Raw genomic sequence first — 23,718 nt, 5'->3', positions numbered from 1 at the left:
CCGGGCGCATCTGAGTGCGATTAAGCATCTGCCTCGCTTAGCTGCGCTTGCGAGGAGCCTTCTTGGCTGCCGGCGCTTTCTTCGCAGCCGGCGCCTTCTTGGCTGCCGGCCTGGAAGCCGCGGGCTTCTTGGGAGCCTCGGCTGCGGGAGCCTCTACGGCCTTAGCGGCAGCCTTGGGAGCCTCGGCCTTCTTGGAAGAGGGCGCAGCCTTGGGCGTCTTGGTAGGGGCAGTCTTTGCCGCAGTGGCCTTCTTCGCGGCAGGAGCCTTCTTGGCTGCCGGCTTGGAAGGCGCGGGCTTCTCGGCAGCCTTGGGAGCCTTGGCTGCGGGAGCCTCTACGGCCTTAGCGGCAGCCTTGGGAGCCTCGGCCTTCTTAGGCGCGGGCTTCTCGGCAGTCTTGGGAGCCTTGGCTGCCTTGGAAGCAGCTGCCGGCTTGGAAGCCGCGGGCTTCTCGGCAGCCTTCTTGGCGGGCTTGGGGGCCACATAGCTGGACTTGCCGGTGCGACGGAGCACCACGCCGCCCAGAGGAGGAACGCGCAGGACGATGGAGTTCTCGCAGCGATCGTAGGGCTCGGGAGTGGAGACCAGCTTGCCCTCGTTGATCACGCCGGAACCGCCAAACTCGACGGCGTCGGAGTTGAAGACCTCCTCGTAGTTGCCCTCGCGAGGCACGCCGATGCGGAACTCCTCATAGGCAGCGGGATCCCAGTTGAGCACTACCACGCGGTCATCCACCGGGCGGTCGCCCTTGCGGGTGTAGACGATGATGGACTGCTCGGCGTTGTCGGCGTCGACCCACTCGAAGCCGCTCTCGTCGTAGTTGTGCTGCCAGAGGCCCTTGTTGTCGCGGAACATATGGTTGAGCTCGGCAATGTAGTGCTGGTGCTTGCGGTGGGGCTCATACTCGTCTGCCAGGAACCACTGGATGCCCTCGTAGTAGCGCCACTCGATGTACTGGCCGATCTCGTTGCCCATAAAGTTGAGCTTGGCGCCGGGATGGGTCATCTGGTAGAGGGCCAGGGTGCGAAGGCCGGCGAACTGGCGCCACTGGTCGCCCGGCTGGCGCACGATGAGGGAGGCCTTGCCGTGCACCACCTCGTCATGGGACAGAGGCATGACGTAGTTCTCCGAGAAGGCGTACATCATGGAGAAGGTGAGCAGCTTGTGGTTGCCCGGACGCCAGGGGAAGTCGGTCTTGCAGTAATTGAGGGTGTCGTTCATCCAGCCCATATCCCACTTGTAGTGGAAGCCCAGGCCGCCTACCTCGGCGGGACGGGTTACCAGGGGCCAGGCGGTGGACTCCTCGGCCATCATCATGGCGTCGGGGTGGTATTTGCCCACAGTCTCGTTGATGTGGCGGATGAAGTCGATGGCCTCGAAGTCTTCCTCGGTGCCCTTGTCGTTGAACTTCTTTTGGCTGGGGTCGTCCACGCCAAAGTTCAGGTAGAGCATGGAGGTCACGCCGTCGACGCGGATGCCGTCTGCGTGGTAGGCCTCGAGCCAGAAGAGGGCGTTGGAGGTGAGGAAGGTGCGCACCTCGCCGCGAGAGTAATCGAACTTGTAGGTGCCCCAGTTGGGGTGCTCTTCCTTCTCATAGAGGTTGTGGCCGTTGAAGTGCACCAGGCCTTGGATGTCGCGGCAGAAGCCGCCGGGCACCCAGTCCAGGATGACGCCGATGTTTGCCTGGTGGCACTTGTCCACGAAGTTCATGAAGGCCGAAGGGTCGCCATAGCGCGAGGTAGGCGCATAGTAACCGGTGGTCTGATAGCCCCAGGAGCCGTCGAAGGGGTGCTCCATGACGGGCATGAGCTCGATGTGGGTGTAACCCATGTCGCGCACATAGTCCACTAGCTGCTCGGAGAGCTCGTCATAGGTGAGGTAGGAGCCGCCGCCCTCGCCCATGCCCAGGCCGTCCAGGCCGTCGTCGTGGCGCTTCCAAGAGCCCAGATGCACCTCATAGATGTTAAGGGGGCGCTTGAAGTGGTCGGTGCGGGCGCGACGGCCCATCCACAGGCCGTCCTTCCACACGTGGCGAGAGAGGTCTGCCAGACGGGAAGCGGTTCCCGGAGGGTACTCGCTCCAGAAGGCGTAGGGGTCTGCCTTGTAGAGCTCGGTGCCGTCCTGGCAGAGCACGTAGTACTTGTAAAGCTGACCTTCCTGGGCGCCCGGCACAAAGCCGCACCACACGCCGCCGGTAGCGGTCTCCTCCAGCGGGTTGGCCGAGATGTTCCACTCATTGAACTCGCCAATGACAGAAACAGACTTCACCTCAGGCGCCCACACCGCAAAGGCGTAGCCTTCCTGGCCGTCACGGGTCTCTTTATGAGCACCCATCTTCTCCCAGCTACGGTTCCAGTCGCCCTTGGCCAACAGATACAGGTCGTCGTTGGTAATGGAATTCTGGCTCACGCTCATGGCGCTTTCCTCCTTGCCGGGCACCAGGGGCATCGCCATGCAGCGATACCGTCGCTGATTACCCTTGCCGATAAGAGCCTTCGTCTCGTACGCCAGCCCGCCATGGCAGAAACCTTGACGCTCGCGCAAGTGACGTTGCGGATGGACCTTCAGAGTGTTTTGTGCTTTTGAACGAACTCACAATACCCACCACAGGGTCTCTGCGCAACACAAAACTTGTTCGCCCAATGCATTTTTTCTTCTTGCCCTATCCCTAAACCCACGTTATCGCAGGTTTAGTCCATTATGATTTATCAATCCTGCCAACGGCAAATCCGCTGCTCCCACCATAATATTTGGACGTTTTTCCTACCGGTTGTAAAGAATTTCCATTGGGTGCGCAGGAACAGCCACTGGGAGATAATTCATGGGCGTGCACGCAAAAATCCTACAGTCACAAGGGCAGTGATGTATTACTGACTTTCGATATAAGATGCCTGCAGCGTTTATATGAGATTTTCATTGACATCAAAGGGGTTTCACGCTGGGCTCTAGGCCGTGTTCGGGGCAGAACAGGCTCATTGTGCCCCGGCGTTCAAATGCTCACGCGCCCACAGCTCTTCAAATAGGTGCTCACAACTCATAGAACAGGGCTTATAGGACAGATAGCGTGCTGCGATAAGGGGTGTTGACCTGCGTCAGACCTGCGCTAACACCCCTTAATATGGAGGCCATAATCTGTTGACCAAATATACATTCATTATTTATAAGTACTCTTTTTGCAGGCACTCTTTGCGGCTAGAAGGTGGGCAGTTTAAAAGCAGGACTGCTTTTAAACTGCAAACTCCCGGGTAAATGATGGAAGGCAAAAAGCAGGCCTGCCTGCGAGATGAGGGCGCAGGACAGATGAGGCTTGGGCTGGGCACCACCTCACGCCTACTAAGTACTTAGTAGACCGATTTCGCTCAAAATCAGCGCCACTTTTTATTTAAGCATCACATCACCCAAGCTCACAGAGTTGGTTTCATATTCAATTGTACTTAGTAGGCGCGTGCCGGAGGAGATGTACGGAGGAAATGTACTTAGTAGGTGCATGCGCTGTCGCCCTCCTACATCTTGGCCCCGCAGGCTCTGCAGATCGCCTTTTTCATCGAGTGCTGCAAATCCTGGATGTAACGACTCGGTTTTTGCTGTCTTTAGCTGGGGCAACACTGCATTTGACAGCGCAACCTCTGTTCGGGCCCCTGTGTTTGAATGAGCCTTCCAGATTTAAACACCAAAAAAGGGACGTTGACCTGCGCCAACGTCCCAATTCACAGCATGCTTTTTGTCCTGTAAGCCTAGAACAGACACACCATGGACCTGCGGCTCTCCGCAAAAGGCCCTCCATGTCCTGCGACATGGAGGGCCTGTGAGACAATCAAGCCTATGCAGCCAGATCGCCTAGGCTGCAAAATCACTGCTTATTAGTAGTTGACGGCCTGCTGCTCGAAGTAAGCCTGGGGATGGCCGCAGACGGGGCACACCTTGGGGGCCTCGGGGCCCACATGCAGGTGGCCGCAGACGGTGCACTGCCACACGGTGGCGTCGCCGCGCTTGAAGACCTCACCGGAGTCGATGCGGTCCACGAGCTTGTTGTAACGGGCCTCGTGGGTCTTCTCGATGGCGCCTACCAGCTGGAACTTAGCGGCGATCTCGTCGAAGCCCTCCTCCTTGGCCTGCTCGGCGAACTCGGCGTACATCTGAGTCCACTCGTAGTTCTCGCCAAAGGCGGCGTCCTTGAGGTTGGTGAGGGTGTCAGGGATGGTGCCGCCATGGAGATACTTGAACCAGATCTTGGCGTGAGCGGCCTCGTTGCCGGAGGTCTCAGTGAAGATGTCGCCGATCTGGACGTAGCCGTCCTTCTTGGCCTGCTTGGCGTAATAGCCGTACTTGATAGAAGCCTGGGACTCGCCGGCAAAGGCGGTCTCAAGGTTCTTCTTAGTCTTGGACTCGTTGAAATCTACGTTGGGCATAGTACTTCCTTCCTTGCGCCGCTGGGCGCGAACGACGGATGTCTAGAGCATAGTTTACAGTCTAACTTTTTCTTGGCTTCAGGCATTCCAGCGTCCGCCACAGGAATGGCAAAAGCCCTCACGTTCCAACTCTTCCAAAAGCTCGGCCACCAATCCTACACGAGGTTCCGGCCTACCGGCTTCCAGCTCTTTTTGCCCCAGCTGAGCTGCAGATTCTTCCAGCGTCAAGCCACCTGCGCCCCCCGAAGCCGCCAAGTCGCGGGCTTCCAAAAGCAGTCTTACCAGGATGGCGCGCTTTTGTCGGCGTGAGCCCTCAAAAGCCGACTGCTTCCTGTGTCCCGCAGACCTCCTAGAAGGATTAGGCAGCGTGCGCTTGAGATAGGCGCCGTAGTCCAGCAGCGCGTAATACCACTGCCGCGCATTATCCGGCGGACAAGCGGCTTCCACCAGAGGCGCCAGCACAGAATCAGGAACTTTCTGGGCATCCGGAAAGAGCTCGTGCAGAAAGACGGTTCGCACATTGGTTTCCAGGTACACACCGGGCAGGTCGAAGGCAAAGGCGCGAATGCCTGCTGCCGTAGCCGGGCCAACGCCAGGAAGCGACACCAGCGCCTGATAGTCGCAGGGCATCGTGCTGAGAGACTCTTCCACCAGTTGCTGGGCGGCTTTGTGCAGTGAAAGCGCGCGGCGGTTGTAGCCTAAGCCCTGCCACTCTTGAAGCACATCCGCAGGCTGCGCGACAGCCAACGCTTCGATGGTGGGAAATGCTGCGAGCCAGCGCTGCCAGCGGCCGTCGACGCGGCTTACCTGGGTTTGCTGGAGCATGACCTCGCTGATCCAGATGGCATAGGGGTCTTGGGTGTGGCGCCAGGGCAGGTCGCGCCAATGGAGACGGCCCTGCTCCAGCATGCGGGCGCGAAAGCCGCCCCAAGACTCATCCATAGCCGCAGATGCCCCAGCCTCTTGCCTGCCGGCTGCCACAGCCTTTGCCACGTCCTTAGCCCCAATACCCGCAGCAGCTGCGCCGTGCTTCTCTAGCGCCACAGAAGCACCGGCCAACCGAGCGCCTCAGCAGCGCGCTTGAGCGTTTTACCAGGATCTACCGCAAAGGGGCGCTCGGCTAAGGAGAGCATGGGCTTATCGGTATAGTGGTCGCCAAAGGCATACTCCACATGCCAGCCCCCTTGGCCAAACTGCTCGTTGGCCCAATCCTCGAGAGCCGTCACTTTGCCCGCGCCCTCCACCACCGAGCCAGACACGTTGCCAGTCAAATATCCCTGGGCGTCCCACTCCATCCGAGTGGCCAGTGCGGCATCGAAGCCGGCGTAGTCCTTGGCGGCGTCGGCCACGCCCTGAAACGTCGCCGAGACCAGCACGCACACGCACCCGTCCTCTCGGCAGTCCTTAAGCTGCTTGAACGCGTCTTGGCGGTAGTAGCGCACGAGGACAGTGTCATGGAAGTCCTTCATGATGGCGTAGACCTGGGCTTTGCTGTAGGCGCGCAGATTGTCTGTAAGGTAGAAGCGCACACGGTCTTGATCGATAGGCAGATGCAGCGTGTACCTCAAGCCCCACCAGATCACCTTGAAGGCGATAATGGGTCCAATATAGTGCTTGAGCAGCAGATACTTAGTAAATTGCGTACCGCTTTGAGCATTGATCACCGTGCCATCAAAATCAAAGACGGCGATGGGGACGGAGGGCGTCTCGCCCGATCGCCCCTCTTGGGCCGCTATGGCCTCTTGTGCCATCTGCCAACCTTTCTATCTTCTAACCGCCAGTAAGTTCACCCATTATAGGTGCTCTAGCTGCTCCCCTACCCCCTACCCACGACTGCTACACACCCGCACGAAAACGGGGTGATCCGCACACAGGCAGATCACCCCGAAAGAGGTACCTTTGGCCCCTAGCGGTGGGAACTAGAAGCCTTGCCTATTCCTTGCCGAGCAACCCTCCCATCCTGCCACGGAAGTTTTTCTCGGCAGGGAATACTACTTTTTACGTTGCAGGGCGGAAGAAGACCTATGCCTGGCAGTGATCGCCAGGAAACCTGCTAAGGAACATCCAACATGCGCATAAGACTTCTCTCAACTCGATGAGCTGACCGTTCGCGCCATGAATAGGGTGGCGGCTCAGTGATCGCCCGCATGGAAATAAACAAAGTGGGACGTTTCATCGAAAGCCGTCTGACGCCGGGATCCTCCATTGGCGAACATGAGCAGCTCACCGGAGCTGATATTAACTTTGTAGTCTCGGGCCATGGTCATGCAATCTGCGACGGCAGCCGAGAAGAACCCACCCCTGGTATATGCCACGTGTGTCCACAAGGTTCGAGTCATTCCATCTTTAACGACGGCCAGGAGGATCTGATGCTTTGGACGGTAGTTCACGAGGTTGTTGAAAAACGCTTCGTAGCCTTATAGCCGGTCGTAACCATTCTCGTTATGAGAGCCTTCACTGCATGGATTTTGCGGCTTGGAGAGCCTTTTGAGCCCGATTCTCGTTATTAGTGGGGGTAACTGCACTGGGGTTTTATAAAACCCCAGTGCCCACATTGCCCTCATAACGCGCCAAGCGCCAAATCTATGCCTGAGGCGCTCGAATCCGTGCCAGGAAGGCTCGAATTGCGAATGGTGCGCCCGTATGGCAGCCAAAATCTCAAGCTGCAGCTCATTTGCCGACCAGACACCATTCTGCCTATTGCCGCATGAAAAAAGGCCAACCACTCTTTGTGGTTAGCCTCATAAAATTCAATGGCGGGATGTATGGGACTTGAACCCACGACCTCTGGCTTGACAGGCCAGCGCTCTAACCAGCTGAGCTAACACCCCGTGCGTTTCAACGCGAGGGATAGTATTGCATGGCCGCGCCGCCGGTGCAAGGGGCAATTTCCCAATATGGCCCCTCGTTTCATAGGCTCTGCATATCACTGCATGAGGCCGCAGCTACTCCAGGTTGACGGCGTTGGTGGTGTCGTTGTCGAAGGAGAGCGTGAGCGTGGAGCCCTCGAGCTTGGCCGAGGAAATGGTGCCGTCCCCCATCACAGGATTGCCGTTGGCGGTGAGCTGTTGGGGCACCGAGCCGTCGCCCATGACCCAGGAGACCACGTCCCAGCTGGAGCCCAGGTTCTCGGGGATGAGGAAGGCGCCGTTATAGAGCACCACCGTGACCGGCGTGCCAGTGAGGTCAAAGAGGACGGTGGGCTCCTCGGATCCCTGCTGGCGCACGAAGGCGTAACCTACGCCGTCAGCTTTGGGCTGCACAGAATAGGTGTAGCCGCCATAGGAGATGCCTTGGTTCTCGTCGTCTTGGGTTTGCTCCACCCGCTGGTCTGCCAGGGGCACCGAGCTGGTGTCCAGCGAGGTAGGCACGGTATTGAGCGCGTTGAGTACAAAGAGCACCAGGCCAACGATGACTGCAGCGGCCACCACCACGATGCCGATGACCGCTGGGCGGCTCAACGAGCCGCTGGAGCGCGGGCGCTGGCTTACCTGGGGGCGCGCCTTGGAATTCATGCGCACCGGACCACCCTTGCGAAAATTATGGCGCGCCGCCGAGGCCGCCTCAGACGCCGAGTCGCGATCATGTAACACCGCCCCCTGGCCAGACGCCAAGGTGGAGAAGCTTCCCGTGCGCGACGGATCCACCCCGATGGGACGCGGGGCATCTCCCGAGATCGCCTCCAGCGCATCCTGCGCCCCCAGCGAAGCTGGCGGACGTGCGGCACCCTGCGACAGGCGCGTGGCGCCCTGCGCTGGAGCGACATCCTGCGAGATTCCGTGAGAAGCACCTCGACGCGCGCTGTAGCTGGGCGCTTGTCCGGGATGCGCCGCATGACGCCCATGCTTGGGCGCGTAATCCGAGCCGTTGGGAGTGGGAACCATGATCTCCTCAAATGATTGAGTGCCTGAAGGGCACCGGAATAGCCTACCTGGCCATCTTAGCCCCTTTGGCTCCCATTCTCTAAGGGCAACGGCCACCGACAAAAGACTGCCACCTCCAAACGGCCCTGATGCAGCCTTCGCACATCACCCGTACACAAAAACGCCCGCCGTTGGCCTTGAAAAAGGCCAACGGCGGGCAGCAGGCAGGTTGCGGGGGCGAGGGCTTCTCGGCAGCGGAATTGGAAGGGAACAAGACCAGGAGGAGAAGCAGGCAGGCCAAGGCCCTACCTCACGACAACCCTGAGCATCAGCCCTGAGAACGGCGGGCTCCTAGGAGCGCATGGGAGACAGCGCCTCGAGCGGCCCCATAGCTCACGGCGAAGTAGCCTCCATAGACCACTAGGAAGACGACGCCAGCAAAGAGCAGGCCGGAGACCATGTCGAAGGGCAACACAAGCGCAAAGAGGTCCATGAGGGAGAACAGGGCCACCAGCGAGTGGGCGATGCCCATAAGCAGCGGCAACAGGAAGAAGAAGAGCGTCTGGGAGAGCAGCGAGCCTGAGAGCAGGCGCTGGGGGCAGCCCAGGTCATAGAGGAGGCGATAGCGGGAGGTGGAATCGGCTACGCCGGAGAGAAGCTGGATCGCCAGCACCGCAGCCACGCTCATGACCAGCACAAAGCCAATATAGACAGCCATATAGCCAATGATGGCGGTCATCTGGTTCATGGACTCCACAATCTCTGTGCGGGTGTTGTCGCGGAACAGCACATCCTCGCTTTGAGAGACTGCGGCTTGAAAGTCCAGGTTGTCGGTGGCTTCCTCCACCTGGCTCTCGTAACCCTCGTTGGCCTGGATCTCCAGATAGCTCATCGAAGGACTCATGTTGGCCACCACTACGTCGGGCACCACCAGGTAGGGGTCTGCGCCTTCGCCGTTGGAAAGCATGAGGCCCTGTTGCATCTGATCGTTGGCCGGCCTGAGTGTATGGCCGTTAAGGGTGATGGGGGTGTCAGCCACAAGCACGCGGTCGATGCCGGCTTTGAGGCGGTCCAGGCTTCCGCAGGTATACATGAGATAGCCGCCTTCGGGCACCTCTACCGGGGGCTCGCCCTGCAAGGCCAGTAGCTTGTTGTACTGAGAGACCGGGATTGCAAAGATGGGCACGCTTCGCAAAGACTCTTCCAGGTCTTTGCTGTAGGTGCTGAACTCTGCATAAGCCTCGCGAGCATGGGTGTCTGGGGAGTCATCAAAGAGGTCGCCCACGGTATAGCGGTCGCCCTCGATCTCGCCCTTGGGCACCACATAGGTGTTTATCTGGGTGTAGCGGGAGTGGCTGGCAACATCCGGGTTGTTGGACTCCCATACCTGGGCAAGGTCGACGGGTTGGATAGGCGTGGATTTGTCTACCTGGCGCTCGGAGCCCTCATCGTAGAGATCGCGCAGGTAGGTGGCGCTCAGAGCTGCCGTATAGGGAGCCGATGTGCCCCAGTACGTAGTGAGGCCGCCAGCCAAGGCCATGCCCGTAGACACCGAGGTGAGCGCCAGGAAGAGCACTACTGCAGTGACTGCCATGGCAAAGGAGCTGGAGTTGATGCGGCTTACCAGCTGGCGGATGGTGAACATGTTGAGGCCGCGCAGGTAGAGGGCGCGGGTCTTTTGGCAAAGGGTGGCAAGCACCGTGGGCAGCGACCAGAAGAAGGCGAAGGTGCCCACCAGCATCATGCAGGTGGTGATGAGGAAGTCGAGGTTGGACTTGCCGCCGTCCAACGAGCCACCAAAGACTTCTACGGGATAGCCCAGGATGAGCAAGCGATAGTAGGCCCAGACGATAAGGGCCACAGAGGCCACCAGCATCACCGAGCACAAAGGCAGGTTGCGCAGACGCACGCTCTCGTTCTTGCGGCCAGAGCTCATAAGGTCTACCAGACGCACCTTGGAGATGGAGCGCAGGTTGAGCAGGAGCATGACGCAGAAGGTGACAGCAAAGCACACCGCCACAGCCAGAAGCGCCTCGGGAGAGAAGATGAAGGTGAAGTTCTTTACCGTGTCATGGAAGAGCGCTGCGGTCACAAAGACCAGCAGCTGAGAGATGCCCACACCCAGCACGATGCCAGCCACAAAGGCCACCAGCGAGGTAAGCAGGGTTTCAATGGCCATGATGGTGACCACTTGGCCGGTGCGCATGCCCAAGACGCGATAGAGGCCAAACTCCTTCTTGCGGCGACGCACAATGAAATTGTTGGCGTAGACCATCAAGAAAGCCAAAAAGAAGGCCAGCACCACGGTGACGCCAGTGAGCAGGTCTGCCACCATGAGGATGACGCTGGAGATGCTGGCCGAGAGGAAGTCTGCCTGGCACCGAATGGTGTTGAAGGCATAGAACACCGCCACACCCAGCGCAATGGTAAGAAAATAAATGGCATAGTCGCGATAGGACCGCTTCATGTTGCCTAGGGCGATCTTAGTCAGCATCGGCCCCTCCGATCACCGAGACTACGCGGCCAATCTCATCAAAGAATTCCTTGCGGGAGCGAGCGCCGCGGCGCACCTCGGTGAACAGGCGCCCGTCGCGAATGAAAAGTACCCGCTGGCAGAAGCTGGCGGCATAGGCGTCGTGAGTCACCATGAGCAGGGTGGTGTCATAGGCGCTGTTGAGCCCCTGGAAGGCCTCCAGCAGCACGCGGGCCGCTTTTGAGTCCAACGCGCCGGTTGGCTCGTCGGCTAGCACCAGCGCCGGGTCGGTGACAATGGCGCGACAGGCAGCGATTCGCTGGGCCTGACCTCCCGACACCTGATAAGGGTATTTGTCCAACACATCGGCCACGCCCAGGGAGCGCGCGACCTTCTCGGCACGTTCTATCACCTGCGCGGGCTTCACATGGTCGATGGTGAGGGGAAGCTCGATGTTCTCTCGACAAGTGAGGGTGTCCAGCAGGTTGGAGTCCTGGAAGATGAATCCTAACTGGGTACGTCGGAAGTCGGCCAGGGCGCGCTGGCGCATGGTGGAGATGGAATGGCCGTCGACCTCCACCTCGCCGGAGGTGGGCCTGTCGATGGTGGCGACGCAGTTGAGCAGCGTGGACTTGCCGGATCCCGAAGGGCCCATGATGGCCACCAGCTCGCCCTTGGCCACCGAGAAGGACACCTTATCCAGCGCGGTGGTAGTGGCGGCCAGACCACCTCCGTAGACCTTGGTGAGGTCGCGCACTTCGAGCACGTTTGGCATAACAATCCTTTCTTGAGGATGCAAAGCTTCAAGGCGCGGGCGGCAGGCGCGGATGCACGGCGGGTTACGAGGGTGTGCCTGCCGCCCACATGTCACGGAACGTCAGGCTGCCAAACCCGACGAGGCTCCCGGAGGGGCCTTAGCGCGAGAAGATCCAGAGCGCTGCCATCATGGCATAGCCCAGAATGTTCATGCCCAGCGTCCAGAGGGCCAGCTGCAAAGTAGACATAGTGCCGTCGAGCACTGCCTGGTTGCGGTCAAAATACGTGGATACTGCATGACGAAACATAACGTCCTCCTTTGCACTACCCCGGATGCGGGGCACCCGTCGCTTGGCTACCGTGTGACTTTATCTTCGCCGGCCGGCCGTCCTCCTGCCATCGATCCCGCTTACAGTGTCGTGACAGCTCTGTAAGATTGCGGGCGTATCCTTAGCTCCAGCTACCAAAGATCAGGCTGCCGAGAAACCCTGCTATTCCGTCATGGAAGACGGTTTATGCCGGATGCGCGTGAGGAGAAGGCTGACATGCGAGATATGCGGAAAGAAGGTGCCGGCGCTTACGTGCGGGATGTGCGTCTGGAGGATGCAGCTTACGTGCGGGATGTGCGTCTGGAGGATGCAGTTCATCTTCTCAATATTTATGATTACTATGTGCGCGAGACGGCAGTCTCTTTTGAATGGGAGACACCCTCGCTGGAGGAGTTCGTTGGCCGCATGAAGCACATCAGGGAGCGCTACCCCTACCTGGTGGCGGTTGATCGAGGCGCTGTTGCAGGCTATGCCTATGCCCAGCCCTTTGTGGAACGCACGGCCTACGACTGGACCTGTGAGCTCACCATTTACCTGGATCCTCAGGTGCGCCGCCGCGGTCTGGGGCGCCTGCTCTACGAAGCACTTGAGCAGCGCTTGCGCGCCATGGGAATCTTGGACCTTTATGCCTGCATTGGAGTGCCCCACGTGGAGGGGCGCATCAAGCTAAACCCCACCGGCTCACACGCCTTAGACGACCCCCATCTGTCCTGGGACAGCCCCCGCTTCCATGAGCACCTGGGATTTCGCGAGGTGGGGCATTTTGATAAGTGCGGCTACAAGTTTGGCCGCTGGTACGACATGATCTGGATGGGAAAAACCATTGGCCCCCATCTAGAAGTGCAACCCCCGGTAGCGTGGTATCCGCAGCGGGAATAATGCGGCACATTTTAGATTCCAAGATATTTTGGGTGCTAGGGACAGCAATCAGCATTAGCTACGTGAATTCACGTAGCTAATATTTTTTGTGACCTGGAGTTTCCTCATTCACTCCGTGAATCCACGGAGTGAATGAGGTCATTTTGGCTTCAAAATTCACGTAGCTAATGTCCAAGGATCCGTCACTGCTTTCTTGAACCTCTACCCCAGAAGAGTTAGACCGTACAGTATATTCTTGCTTATTTTATTAGTAATAAGCTTATCCAACCTTCCGCCATCAACCTGGGTTTTCCCTCTTGGCGGTAGATCCACTTTCAAGATGGCCGCTATTTGGCCCAAAAAGTACTTTCAAAATGAGACATGCCTCGATATGAGAACTGCCCCAATCCAAAAAACTGCCTCAGAGACGAAGGGCTCAGGGGCAAATAGCAAGTCGTGCCAGGTACAGAAGGCATGTCATCCTAAGACAGCCCCTCCAACCTGACACGACTACAGGATTCAAATGGTCCAACGCCTCTAGAACACCTCAGCTAGGCGTCCCGACGGGCCTCGATGGCGCGTGCAAGAGTGACCTCGTCAGCATATTCCAGCTCGCCGCCCACAGGAAGCCCCAGGGCAAGCCGAGTGACTTTGACCTCCAACGGGCGCAGAGTGCGCGCCAGATAGGTGGCCGTAGTCTCCCCTTCCACATCGGGGTTGGTAGCAAGGATGACCTCGGAGACCTCGCCAGATGCCAGACGGCTCAAAAGCTCGCGCACGTGCAGCTGCTCGGGACCAATCTTGTCCATAGGAGAGATGACGCCGCCCAACACGTGGTAAAGGCCGTGATAGGCTCCGGTACGTTCGATTGCCGAAACATCGCGCGGCTCAGAGACCACGCAGATAGACGTGCGGTCGCGACGAGGATCCGCGCACACCTCGCACAGATCGCCGGTAGCGTAGGAAAAGCACACCGGGCAAAAATGCACGCTGCACTTGACGTCCAAAATAGCCTGCGCCAACCTGCGCGCTTCCTCCGCGTCTGCAGAGAGCAGATGGTAGGCAATACGCTGCGCCGATTTTGGCCCAATACCTGGAAGCCGCGACAATTCGTCTAACAACCTCTGCAAGGCGTGGCGATCGTTGCGACCATCCACATCCCCCTCGCCCGTAGCTGCCGAGAAGGACGTGCCATCCCAAGAAGCACCGGTATCCGCAGTTGTTTGGAAATCATTAAAGTAACTAGCCACGATTTAGAACAGGCCCGGGATATTCATGCCGCCAAGGCCGGTGGCTGCGGCCACCTCGTTGTTAGCAGCTTCAGAAGCCGAGGTCAGTGCGTCATTGACCGCCGCCAGGATCATGTCCTGCAAAAGCTCGACGTCCTCGGGATCCAGGGCCTCAGGATCGATCTCGATGGCCTTGAGCTGCATGTCGCCCGAAGCGGTGACCTTCACCATGCCGCCGCCCGCGCTGGCCGAGACCTCCAGATCCTTGGCCTTGTCCTGCGCCTCAGCCAGGCTCTCCTGCATCTTTTTAGCCTGCTGCATGATCTGGTTCATGTTCATGCCGCCCATACCACCACGGGGCATACCGCCACGAGGCATACGATTCTTAGCCATAACTCACCTTTCTGTAAGCGTTCAAAGACGCGCAGTTGCATTCTTAGCCGTCGATGCAGCCAGCATCCGCCCGCACACCAACCTAGCCACTCTACCCTACTGAGATAGGGGATTTGTGGGATCTGCCGGAAGCACCCGTACCTCAGAGCCAAAGGCTGCCTCCACAACCTGGAAGACTCGTTGCTCCTCGGCAGACAAGCCCTCCGGCATCACCGCGGCCGGGGCATCAGGCTCTATTGGCGAAGCCGACGCCGCTGAAGGCTCTGGGGCCACAGAAGCTCCCTGGACAGCCTCTATAGGCGCGATTTCTGCAGGTGCGGGAGGCGTCATAGCGGGTTGGGCCACCGGAGCAGCGGGTGCGGACACAGGGCCGGGCGCAGGCGTCGAAGGCGCCTGAGGCTCCTGGGTCGGCTCAAAAGAGCCAAAGTCCTCGTAGCTTTCTGCCGGGACGCAATCGTCGTAGGGCGGCATGTCGTCGGGATAGGACTCAGGAGCAGGAGCGGGTTCCGGCTGCCGAGAAGGAGCCTCCTCCCAAGGCGGGGTCATAGACGCTGCTGAAGCCGCAGGCGAACCGCTGGGAGCCGGGGTCAGCGAGGGAGCTGTCGGGGGCGCGGAAGCTGGCGCGGGCTTCGCAGCGGCCGGTGCGGGTTTTGCGGCGGGTACCGATGCGGCTTGGCCCTCGGTGCCAAAGCGCACGCTGCGGCGTCCGAGGACCGACTGGACCTGGGCGTCGATGGTGGGCTTGATATCGGCACGAGAGAGAATGCCCAGCGCAAACCCCGAGGTTGCAGGCAGCAGAATCTCAAGCGTCTGGCCGTCGTCGCTCAAAGGATGCGACGCTGCGATAAGCGCATGGGCTGCGGGGATGGCCTTTTTGAGCTCTATCAGCACCTTTTGCCAGGCGGCCTCAAGGTCGGCATTGGCGGCAGACGCGGGGGTCGGTGCGGCGGCGGACTGTGTGGCAGCCGTAGGCTGTGGCGCCGTTTGCGCTGCGGATGCAGGCTGGGGCTCTGCTGTGGGCGCTGACTGCGGGGACGGCGCAGGCTGCGGCCCGGACGCAGGCTGCACAGGCTGGCTAGGTGCCGTGGCCTGCGGCTGGGCAGCGGGCTTCGGCTGGACAGCGGACCTCGGCTGGATTGCAGGTTGCGGTGCGGGCTGGGGCTGCGGTGCAGGCGCCGTAGGGGATGCGTGTAGGGAGGGCGTGAGCTTCTCGGCACGGGGGGCGCCAGAAGCAGGCAAAGTCTGGGGCATCGCGGGCGAGACCGGCGCCGCAGAAGAGGTGGACGAGGCAGGTGCAGGGACGCCGGAAGCGAGAGCCTGCTCGAGGGCCTCGACGCGGGCGGCCAAGGCAGAAAGCGTGGCGTCGTCCTGGGGGCGCGCCATGCGGATGAGGGCCACTTCGCAGGTGAGCCGGGGGTCGGGGGCTCGGCGCAGGTCAAGCACCAGGTCGCCTAGGGCCATAAGCAGATTTAAGATGCGCTGGGGCGAGCCAAAGGCAGCCGCTTGGGAGGCCAGCTGGGAATACTCGTCGCCGGTGGCGGAGACCAGCTCAGGGACGTCGCCTGCAATGGCAGTGACGTAGAGGTCGCGCATGTGGGACTCGAGGCCGGAGGCGAACTGAAGCATCTCCTCGCCGTCGGCTGCGGCCTGAGCCACGAGCTTGAAAAGCGCAGGCACGTCACCGGATTGTAAGGCGGCGCACACGAGGTTGAGGCGGGATTCGTCGGCCATGCCAAAGAGGGAGCGGGCGGCGTCTACGGTGATCGACCCGTTGCCAAAGACCGAGAGCTGCTCCAAGCTCGAGAGGGCATCGCGCATGCCTCCGCGAGCATGGCGGGCAATCATGGCGAGGGCCTCGGGTTCTGCGGTAAATCCCTCCTGCTCGCTGACGAAGGCCAGGTGATCTTGGATCTCTGCATTGGTGATGGAGTGGAAGTCGAAGCGCTGCACACGGGAGAGGATGGTTGCAGGAATCATCTGAGGATCGGTGGTACAGAGGATGAAGACCACGTGCGACGGCGGCTCTTCCAAGGTTTTGAGCAGCGCGTTGAAAGCCGCCTTGGTGAGCATGTGGACCTCGTCGATGATATAGACCTTGTATTTGCCCTTGGTGGGGGCGAAGTCCACGCGGTTGATGATCTCGTCGCGCACCGCGTCGACGCCGGTGCGGCTGGCAGCATCGAGCTCATGGACGTCGGGATGGTTGCCCTCGGCAATGGCCTGGCAGGTCTCGCAGGTGCCATCAGGCAACTGCCCTTCACCCTGCTCGCACAGCAGCGCTTTGGAGAGAATGCGCGCCATGGTGGTTTTGCCGGTGCCGCGAGGGCCGCAGAACAGGTAGGCGTGGCCCAGGCGGTTCTCCTGAATACCGCGCTCCAGGGTCTCCACCACCGGTTTTTGGCCAACTACCTGCGAAAATGTTTGCGGGCGATAGGCTCTATACAGCGACTCCATGGACCATCCTTCCAAAGCTTAGGTGATGGTTCATTCTAATAAAAAAGGCGCCCTTACGGAGGGCGCCTTTTGGGTGTCGCGAGAGAGAGGGGAGCGCGGCAACCCAATGAGGAGGTTATGCGCGCGCCTGCAAGAGCTTGAGGATGGGACAGGAGACTGTGCGCCGCGATCCTCTAGGGAGAGCCAAGGAGAAGGAAGGGAACAGGCGCGCGCTGCTGATTGAAATGTCCCCTCATTGAAGGCTCCCTAACTTCTCATAAAGGAGTCCGTTGATTCTTCACTTTTTAGCCACGACCTGGGAGTCAACCTGAATACTTACGGCCTTCCTGAAAGAGTTGGGACGACCTAGGAGCCGACTGAGACAACTTAGTAGCTCAAACAACTGCCGCGCGCAGATCCCTACTGCTGCTGCATGTCCTGCTCGATCTCGTCCTCTTCGCGGCGGCTCTTAATCTTGGCGCGGATGGCGCCGCCCACCGCAGGAATGAGGCTGATGACGATGATGCCTACCACTACCAGCTCAAAGTGCTCTTGGACCGCAGGAATGGTGCCAAAGAAGTAGCCCAGCAGCGTAAAGAGGGACGACCACACCACGCCGCCCAAAATATTAAAGCCAAAGAAGTGGTGCCACTTCATGCCGCCCACGCCGGCCAAAAACGGCACGAAGGTACGGATGAAGGGAAAGAAGCGACCCAAGAAGATGGAGAGGCCGCCCCATTTGGCCATGAAGGCCTCGGATTGGGCCACACGCTCAGGCGTCAGCGCCTTGATGCGCCCGGATTTGATGATGCGTGTGCCCAAAAAGTGACCGATGAAGAAGTTGCACTGATCGCCCAGAATGGCGGCCGCCCACACGCAGAGCAAAAGCTCCCACAAAGGCAGCGCCTCTCCAGCAGCCCCGTGACACAGGATGCCCGCTGCAAAGAGCAGGGAATCGCCCGGCAAAAACGGCATGACCACCACACCGGTCTCGATGAAGATCACCAAAAAGATGAGGCCCATCGCCACCCAGGGACCCTGCGCGATCCAGCCCTGAATCGCACCCATAGGATCTTGAAGAAGGCCAACGATAAGTGAGACGAAATCCATAGATGACTCCTCGAAGTCCGCGCATCTGTGGCCGTGCATCCGCCGGTAAAAGCCCAGGGAGAGGTGGTACGGGTTTCTCGGCAAGGAGGGCGATGCAAGCCCCATAGACACCGGGCCCAGGCTTTTGCCCCGCCTAGAGCTGCCGAGAAACGCGCCCCCATAGCAAGAGGCCCTCGCTGCAATGAGGCAACGAGGGCGGCTCCCAAGTCTTCTCCACTGAGCCGGGTGCCCGCCAGAGGCCCCTTATGGCTGCTACCTCCCGGTCCTGACCAGGTTCGGGACGTGACGTCACCCGACCCAGTGGAAAAGGCTCGCAGATGAGTATAGCGGTTATGGGCCCAGTCAACCATTGCGCTGCTAGATTCCTATTTTCGCCAGACCATGCCAAAAGGGGTTCCTTTAATAGCTTAGACTGAGGAGCCAAGAGCATAAATGAACGCCTGGATGCCTGGAAAACTCGCGGGAGGCAGAATGATAAATAAGTTTTGCAAGACGCCGTTGTGGGAGTGCAATCGAAGGCTGGTGCGCGTGGCCCAGGGTCTGGAGCCGGCGGACACAGTGATCAAAAACGTGCAGCTGGTGAATACCTGCACAGCCGAGGTGCTGGATGGGCAAGACATTGCGCTGGCTTCGGGGCGCATTGCTTATGTGGGCGATGCCAGCCATTGCATAGGCGAGCTCACCGAAGTTATCGACGGCACCGGTCTGGTAGCCACCCCCGGCCTCATGGACGGCCACATGCATGTGGAGAGCTCCATGGTGGGCGTGGCGGAATACGCTCGGGCGGCGGTGCCCCACGGAACTACCGGCATCTATATGGACCCCCACGAGGTGGCCAACGTGCGCGGACTGCGCGGCGTGGCCGTGATGATGGAGGATGCGGCTCGCACGCCCCTTAAAGCCATGCTCACCACCCCCTCCTGCGTGCCAGCCATCACGGGCTTCGAGGACACCGGCGCCTCCATCGACGCCGACGACGTCGAGGAGACCATGAAGTGGGACAGCTGCGTGGGCTTGGGAGAGATGATGAACTTCCCCGGCGTGCTGGCGGACGACGACCTGCCTTTGGACGAGATCAACGCCACCCTGCGCGCCGGCAAGACGGTCACCGGCCACTACTCCACCCCCGAGACCGACCGTGGTCTTCAGGCCTATATCGCCTCCGGCGTGTCTTGCTGCCATGAGTCGGTGCGCCCCGAAGACGCGCTGGCCAAGATCCGCTGCGGCATGTACGCCCAGCTGCGTTATGGATCGGGATGGCACAACCTGCCAGATCTGGTGGAGGCAATTCTTAACAAGGACATCGACACGCGCTTCTGCTGCTTGGTGAGCGACGACAACCACCCCTCCACCATGGTCCGCGAGGGCCACATGGACCGCATCTTGCGCAAGGCCGTCGAGCTGGGCATCGAGCCCGCGGTGGCCGTGCAGATGTGCACCATCAACACCGCCACCTGCTTTGGCCAGCAGCAGGACCTGGGCGCCATCGCGCCGGGCAAGTGCGCCGACATCGTGCTTTGGGACAACCTGCGCGACTTCAACGCCCAGCAGGTGTGGATCGATGGCGAGCTGGCAGCCGAGGCCGGCGTCCCCACCTTCGAGCTGGACGAGTTCATTTGGCCCGACTGGATGACCTCCACCATGAACGTGGGCTTCGACATCGAGCCGGAGACCTTCTGCATCCCGGCGGTCACCCAGTCTGGGGAACCCATTGCTGCCGACAAGTGCCTCGTCCGCGTCATGGAAGTGACGCCGGGCAACACCATCACCCACGAGGTGCATGAAGAGATGCACGTGGCAGCAGGCTTGCTAGAAGCTCAACCGGACCAGGACCTGCTTAAAGTCTTTGTGTTCGAGCGCCATCACGCCACCGGCACCTTCGCCGCGGGCTTTGCCAAGGGCTTTGGCATCCACGGCGCCCTGGCCCAGACGGTGGCCCACGACGCCCACAATCTGCTGGTGTTGGGCGACAACGACGAGGATATGGCCTTGGCCGCCCAGACGCTGGTACGTTGTGGTGGCGGCGAGGTAGCCGTGCAAGATGGTAAGGTGCTTGGGCTGGTGGAGCTGCCGGTGTGCGGTCTCATGAGCGACCAGCACGTGGAGAAGGTGGCCAACCAGGTAGCCCATATGGAGGAAGTCTGGAAGGCTATGGGCTGCACCATGCCCTCGCCGTTCATAACGCTCTCGGGCCTTTCGCTGGCCTGCATCCCCGAGCTGCGCCTTACCGACCGCGGCTACGTGGACTGCGTGCGCTTCTGCCAGGTGCCGCTGGTAGTGGAAGAGTAAGGGCGCTGCGAAAACACTGCGCCAATGCGGGGGCTTGCTGCGAGACATGTTCGCAGCAAGCCCCCTCTTTTAAGGGAGCAGCGTTTAAGGAGGCGGCATTTGTGTTTTCGCTGCCTCGTCGCACTGGGGTTTTATAAAACCCCAGTGCGACGAGGCACTACATCGCATGTGTGCCCTCAGGCCTTGAGGAGCACCTTGTCATCGGCCAGCTCGGAGCCGGCGCTGGTGCGGAAGAGCTCCAGCAGCCCGTCCACATCCATGGCATCGCGCTCAGAACCCAAGACGTCTGCCACAATGCGGCCGTCGTGCATCACGAGCGTACGGTCACCATGGGCCAGAGCGTCCTTGAGATCATGGGTGATCATCAACGTAGCCACGTTCTGCTCGGCAACAATACGGTCCGTGAGCTCGAGAATGCGCTCGGTGGCGGCCGGGTCCAGCGCAGCGGTGTGCTCGTCCAGAAGTAGCAGCTCCGGGTTGCCGATGGTAGCCATAAGCAGCGTCACCGCCTGACGCTGCCCGCCAGAGAGGGTGCCCACCGGCACGTCCATGCGGTCCTCCAGGCCAAAGCCCAGAGTTTCCAGGCGGCTGGCGATGAGGTCGCGCTTCTCCTTGCGCATGGCGCGCCTGAGGCTGGCTCCCCGCGTGGAGCGGCCTAGAGCGAGGGAAACGTTCTCGGCCACGGTGAGGTGAGGTGCAGTGCCCATGAGCGGGTCCTGAAAGACGCGGGACAGGGTGCGGCTGCGCTGGTAGTCGGGGTCGAAGGTCACGTTGCGGCCGCCCAGCTTGATGAGGCCCGCGTCGGGGAAGATGGCGCCCGCAATGGCGTTGAACAGCGTGGACTTGCCCGCGCCGTTAGACCCCACGATGCAGGCGAACTCGCCGGGAGCCAACTGCAAATCCACCCCATCCAGCGCTTTGTGAGCCGTGGGCGTTCCAGGGTTGAAGGTCTTCTCTAAAGCCCGCACTTCAAGCATGGGGGCTTGCCGAGAAACCCGCGCCCCTTGAGTTGGCGCCTGCACCTGGGGCTCTTGCGTTTGGGTTGCCATGGCTACTCCCCCTTCCTGGAATCAGCGCTGCTCGGCGCGGGGCTCGCGGCGTTTCCGGTGAGCGCTCGGGCGTCTTGGGCCAGCAGGCGCTCCATGGCCGACTTGGCGGTGCGCTTGGAGGCGCCGTTGACCATTGCAGAGCGCACCGCGGGCAGGGCCATGAACACGGCCACGATGACGGCGGAGACCAGCTTCAGAGCGTTGGAGTCCAGCAGGTTCACGGCCAGGGCCAGCTGGATGATGAGCCGGTAGACCACCGAGCCCACCACCGCGCAGGACAAGCCCCAGGTCACTGAGCGGTGGCCGCCAAAGACCTCGCCGATGATGACGGAAGCCAGGCCCACCATCACCATGCCGGTGCCGCTGGCGAGGTCGGCAAAGCCCTGATACTGAGCCAACAGAGCGCCCGTGAGGCCCACCAGGGCGTTGCCCAGAGCCAGGCCGCCCACCTTCACCAGGTTGGTGTTGATGGAACTGGCCCGGCTCATGGCCTCGTTGTCGCCTACGGCGCGCACAGCCAGCCCGGCTTCGGTCTTGAAGTAGGCCGACAAAAGCGCCACCACCGCACACACCAACACCACCACAAAGGCCATCTTGACGCCATCCAGAGTAAGGGGGCCGTCGGCGCCGCCTAGGGCGGTGTAGAGGGGGTCGAAGACGCGGGTGGCATTGAGCAAGCTCACATTGGGAGCGCCCAACACATAGATATTCACCGAGTAGAGCCCTGTCATGGTGATGATGCCAGCCAAAAGCGGGTTGATGCGAGCCTTGGTGATGAGCAAGCCGCTCACGCAGCCAGCAACGGCGCCAGCCACTGCACCCAACACCAGGCCCAGGTAGGGATGACCGGCTACCGCGGCCACCGCCGAGCAGGCCATGCCAAAGCCAAAAGAACCGTCGACGGTAAGGTCGGCCATGTCGAGGATGCGAAAGGTGATGTAGACGCCCACGGCCAAAAGAGAGTACTCAAAGCCCAGCATCAAGGCGTCGTAAAAGACGGAGAACGTCATGGATTCCTTCTTATAAGTTCACAGGGGGGCAATGCGACATAAAGACCAGTCCAAAGGCTCCCAGGGAACCGGCGGCAGAGATGCCGCCACCTCGCCCAAGATCCCTTCGCAGACTAATCGATCACGCGGTAGTCCTGGGAGATGGAGAGGCTGTCCAGGTCGATGCCCAGCGCCTTGGCAGTGGCGCCGTTGACGGCGTAGTCATCAGAAGCCAGCACCTCCACGGGCAGATCGGAGATCTTGGTGCCCTCCAGGGCCTTGATGGCCATGTCGGCGGACTTGGCGCCCAGGGTGGTGTTGGAGCAAGAGACAGATTCCAGGGCTCCGTCCTGCACCATCACGGGATCGGTGCCAAGCACAGGGATGTTGGCCTTGGTAGCGGTCTGGGTGAGCTGGGACATGGCGCTCTGAACCACCGAGTCTACCGGCACGTAGATGCAAGAGACGCCCGAGGCCAAAGTAGCTGCGGTCTGCTGCACCTCGGAGCTGTTGGTGACGGTGCGCACGTCCACCTCGATCTGGCGGCCCTCCAGGTACTCCTGGGCAGCCTTAGCGGTGACCTCGGCGTTCTTCTCACCGGAGCAGTAAAGGATACCCACCTTGCCCGAGAGCGCCGCCGGGTCCAGCTCCTCGGCGAACTCGAAGATGGCCTTGACGTCGGACACGTTGGAGGTGCCGGTGATGCCCTTGTCAGGCTTCTCCAGCGAGGAGGTGATGCCGGCAGCCACAGGATCGGTGACGCTTATGAAGATCATGGGCTTGTCGATGCCCGCATTGGCGCAGGCCTGGGCAGCCGGGGTGGCAATGGGCACGATGACGTCGTAGTCGGCGCTCTTGAGCTGCGCTGCGATGGAGTTCAAGGTGGCCACGTCGCCTTGGGCGTTCTTCACGTCGTAAACCACGTTGGTGAAGCCCTGGTCTGCCATCTCGTCTTTGAAGCCGTTCATCATGGTGACGAAGGCGTCGTTTTCCACTACCTCCACAAAGCACACCCTGACTTCGGTGTTCTTGTCCAGCGAGCCGGAAGCCTGGGAGGCATCTGTGCCCCCGCCGCCCGAGCAGCCCACCAGCACCACTACCGCCAGAAGGCACGCCATAAGTGCGCCCAGCTTGCCCAAAACGTGCTTGTGTACCTGAGAAGTGAAGTTCATCCTGCGCTCCTTTCGAGAAGCCTCGCGCCGTTGAGGCTTTGGGGAGCGACACAAAAAGCGCTCGCCCCCCAGTCTATTTGGACTCAAGGACAAGCGTCTCATCTCGAAACACCTGCGGTGCCACCTTGATTGGCAGGTCTCCCTGCCCCCTTTGAGGCGCTTACACGCCCTGCTCTGTCACGGGAGCTCCCGTCGCGGCTTCCACCTTAAAGGCTTCTCCGCGCCCTCAGCGGGTCCATTATGCCGTCCTGCTACCGCCCGCATCTCAGCTGCACGGGCTCTCTGTAGGCGCTTGGGACGGTTTTACTTCCGCTTCGCCGGTTTGGTGTACCGAATGTCGGTTATGTGGGCATGCTACGACGCTTTAG

Annotated in this window: 18 protein-coding genes, 1 tRNA gene and 1 other RNA gene; 3 read left to right on the top strand and 17 right to left on the bottom strand. The window is 60.5% G+C overall.

Features of this window, described 5'->3' with window-relative positions; genetic code table 11:
* Positions 1–37: 37 nt before the first annotated feature.
* The 4 genes from glgB to OR601_RS01445 form a co-directional block, all read right to left on the bottom strand.
* Positions 38–2,413 carry a 1,4-alpha-glucan branching protein GlgB gene (gene glgB, locus OR601_RS01460; protein ID WP_265591959.1) on the bottom strand — a complete coding sequence of 792 codons (2,376 nt, stop codon included), beginning with the start codon at positions 2,411–2,413 and terminating at the stop codon, positions 38–40.
* Between the two features lie 1,445 nt (positions 2,414–3,858).
* Positions 3,859–4,407, bottom strand: coding sequence for a rubrerythrin (gene rbr, locus OR601_RS01455; RefSeq protein ID WP_265591957.1), 549 nt, complete (start codon positions 4,405–4,407; stop codon positions 3,859–3,861).
* Positions 4,408–4,485: 78 nt separating this feature from the next.
* Positions 4,486–5,349, bottom strand: coding sequence for an HhH-GPD family protein (locus tag OR601_RS01450; RefSeq protein WP_265592356.1), 864 nt, complete (start codon positions 5,347–5,349; stop codon positions 4,486–4,488).
* A 92-nt stretch (positions 5,350–5,441) separates the two neighbouring features.
* The gene (locus OR601_RS01445; RefSeq protein ID WP_265591955.1) at positions 5,442–6,158 is read right to left on the bottom strand and encodes an HAD family hydrolase; all 717 of its coding nucleotides are present in this window, start codon (positions 6,156–6,158) and stop codon (positions 5,442–5,444) included.
* Positions 6,159–6,554: 396 nt separating this feature from the next.
* Between OR601_RS01445 and OR601_RS01440 the strand changes: the two genes are divergently transcribed.
* The gene (locus OR601_RS01440; protein ID WP_265591954.1) at positions 6,555–6,830 is read left to right on the top strand and encodes a cupin domain-containing protein; all 276 of its coding nucleotides are present in this window, start codon (positions 6,555–6,557) and stop codon (positions 6,828–6,830) included.
* A 331-nt stretch (positions 6,831–7,161) separates the two neighbouring features.
* On the opposite strand, the gene OR601_RS01435 is transcribed toward OR601_RS01440, so the two are convergent.
* From OR601_RS01435 to OR601_RS01415, 5 genes are all read right to left on the bottom strand, one after another.
* Positions 7,162–7,238 (bottom strand) — tRNA-Asp (locus OR601_RS01435).
* Between the two features lie 114 nt (positions 7,239–7,352).
* On the bottom strand, positions 7,353–8,291 hold the full coding sequence (locus OR601_RS01430) for a hypothetical protein (RefSeq protein WP_265591953.1): 939 nt from the start codon (positions 8,289–8,291) through the stop codon (positions 7,353–7,355).
* Positions 8,292–8,598: 307 nt separating this feature from the next.
* Positions 8,599–10,764 carry an ABC transporter permease gene (locus OR601_RS01425; RefSeq protein ID WP_265591952.1) on the bottom strand — a complete coding sequence of 722 codons (2,166 nt, stop codon included), beginning with the start codon at positions 10,762–10,764 and terminating at the stop codon, positions 8,599–8,601.
* Entirely contained in the window at positions 10,754–11,518 is a 765-nt protein-coding gene (locus OR601_RS01420; protein ID WP_265591950.1) for an ABC transporter ATP-binding protein, read from the bottom strand. The genes OR601_RS01425 and OR601_RS01420 overlap by 11 nt, the downstream gene beginning before the upstream one ends.
* A 139-nt stretch (positions 11,519–11,657) precedes the next feature.
* The gene (locus tag OR601_RS01415) at positions 11,658–11,807 is read right to left on the bottom strand and encodes a hypothetical protein (RefSeq protein WP_167604283.1); all 150 of its coding nucleotides are present in this window, start codon (positions 11,805–11,807) and stop codon (positions 11,658–11,660) included.
* A gap of 237 nt (positions 11,808–12,044) precedes the next feature.
* On the opposite strand from OR601_RS01415, the gene OR601_RS01410 reads away from it, so the two are divergent.
* Positions 12,045–12,707 carry a GNAT family N-acetyltransferase gene (locus OR601_RS01410; protein ID WP_265591949.1) on the top strand — a complete coding sequence of 221 codons (663 nt, stop codon included), beginning with the start codon at positions 12,045–12,047 and terminating at the stop codon, positions 12,705–12,707.
* 530 nt (positions 12,708–13,237) lie between these two features.
* Here OR601_RS01410 and recR read toward each other — a convergent pair.
* The 5 genes from recR to ffs all read right to left on the bottom strand — a co-directional run bounded on the left by recR (position 13,238) and on the right by ffs (position 18,154).
* Positions 13,238–13,843, bottom strand: a complete 606-nt coding sequence (gene recR, locus OR601_RS01405; RefSeq protein ID WP_265592355.1) for a recombination mediator RecR — start codon at positions 13,841–13,843, stop codon at positions 13,238–13,240.
* Positions 13,844–13,939: 96 nt separating this feature from the next.
* Positions 13,940–14,263, bottom strand: a complete 324-nt coding sequence (locus tag OR601_RS01400; RefSeq protein WP_265592354.1) for a YbaB/EbfC family nucleoid-associated protein — start codon at positions 14,261–14,263, stop codon at positions 13,940–13,942.
* Positions 14,264–14,404: 141 nt separating this feature from the next.
* The gene (dnaX, locus tag OR601_RS01395) at positions 14,405–16,762 is read right to left on the bottom strand and encodes a DNA polymerase III subunit gamma/tau (RefSeq protein ID WP_265591948.1); all 2,358 of its coding nucleotides are present in this window, start codon (positions 16,760–16,762) and stop codon (positions 14,405–14,407) included.
* A gap of 399 nt (positions 16,763–17,161) precedes the next feature.
* The gene (locus tag OR601_RS01390; RefSeq protein WP_136012222.1) at positions 17,162–17,851 is read right to left on the bottom strand and encodes a DedA family protein; all 690 of its coding nucleotides are present in this window, start codon (positions 17,849–17,851) and stop codon (positions 17,162–17,164) included.
* 211 nt (positions 17,852–18,062) lie between these two features.
* Positions 18,063–18,154: signal recognition particle sRNA small type (gene ffs / locus OR601_RS01385), an RNA gene on the bottom strand.
* Positions 18,155–18,322: 168 nt separating this feature from the next.
* On the opposite strand from ffs, the gene ade reads away from it, so the two are divergent.
* Positions 18,323–20,140, top strand: a complete 1,818-nt coding sequence (gene ade / locus OR601_RS01380; RefSeq protein WP_265591947.1) for an adenine deaminase — start codon at positions 18,323–18,325, stop codon at positions 20,138–20,140.
* A 176-nt stretch (positions 20,141–20,316) separates the two neighbouring features.
* Here ade and OR601_RS01375 read toward each other — a convergent pair whose 3' ends face one another.
* From OR601_RS01375 to OR601_RS01365, 3 genes are all read right to left on the bottom strand, one after another.
* Entirely contained in the window at positions 20,317–21,189 is an 873-nt protein-coding gene (locus tag OR601_RS01375; protein ID WP_265591945.1) for an ABC transporter ATP-binding protein, read from the bottom strand.
* 2 nt (positions 21,190–21,191) lie between these two features.
* Positions 21,192–22,199, bottom strand: a complete 1,008-nt coding sequence (locus tag OR601_RS01370; RefSeq protein WP_265591944.1) for an ABC transporter permease — start codon at positions 22,197–22,199, stop codon at positions 21,192–21,194.
* Between the two features lie 113 nt (positions 22,200–22,312).
* Entirely contained in the window at positions 22,313–23,350 is a 1,038-nt protein-coding gene (locus tag OR601_RS01365; RefSeq protein ID WP_265591943.1) for an ABC transporter substrate-binding protein, read from the bottom strand.
* Between the last annotated feature and the right edge of the window lie 368 nt (positions 23,351–23,718).

Origin of the sequence: Leptogranulimonas caecicola (genome assembly GCF_023168405.1) — a bacterium.
Taxonomy (GTDB): Bacteria; Actinomycetota; Coriobacteriia; order Coriobacteriales; family Atopobiaceae; genus Leptogranulimonas; species Leptogranulimonas caecicola.
Note: the sequence above shows the minus strand (reverse complement) of the source record. Positions and strands in the feature narration are given on the sequence as shown.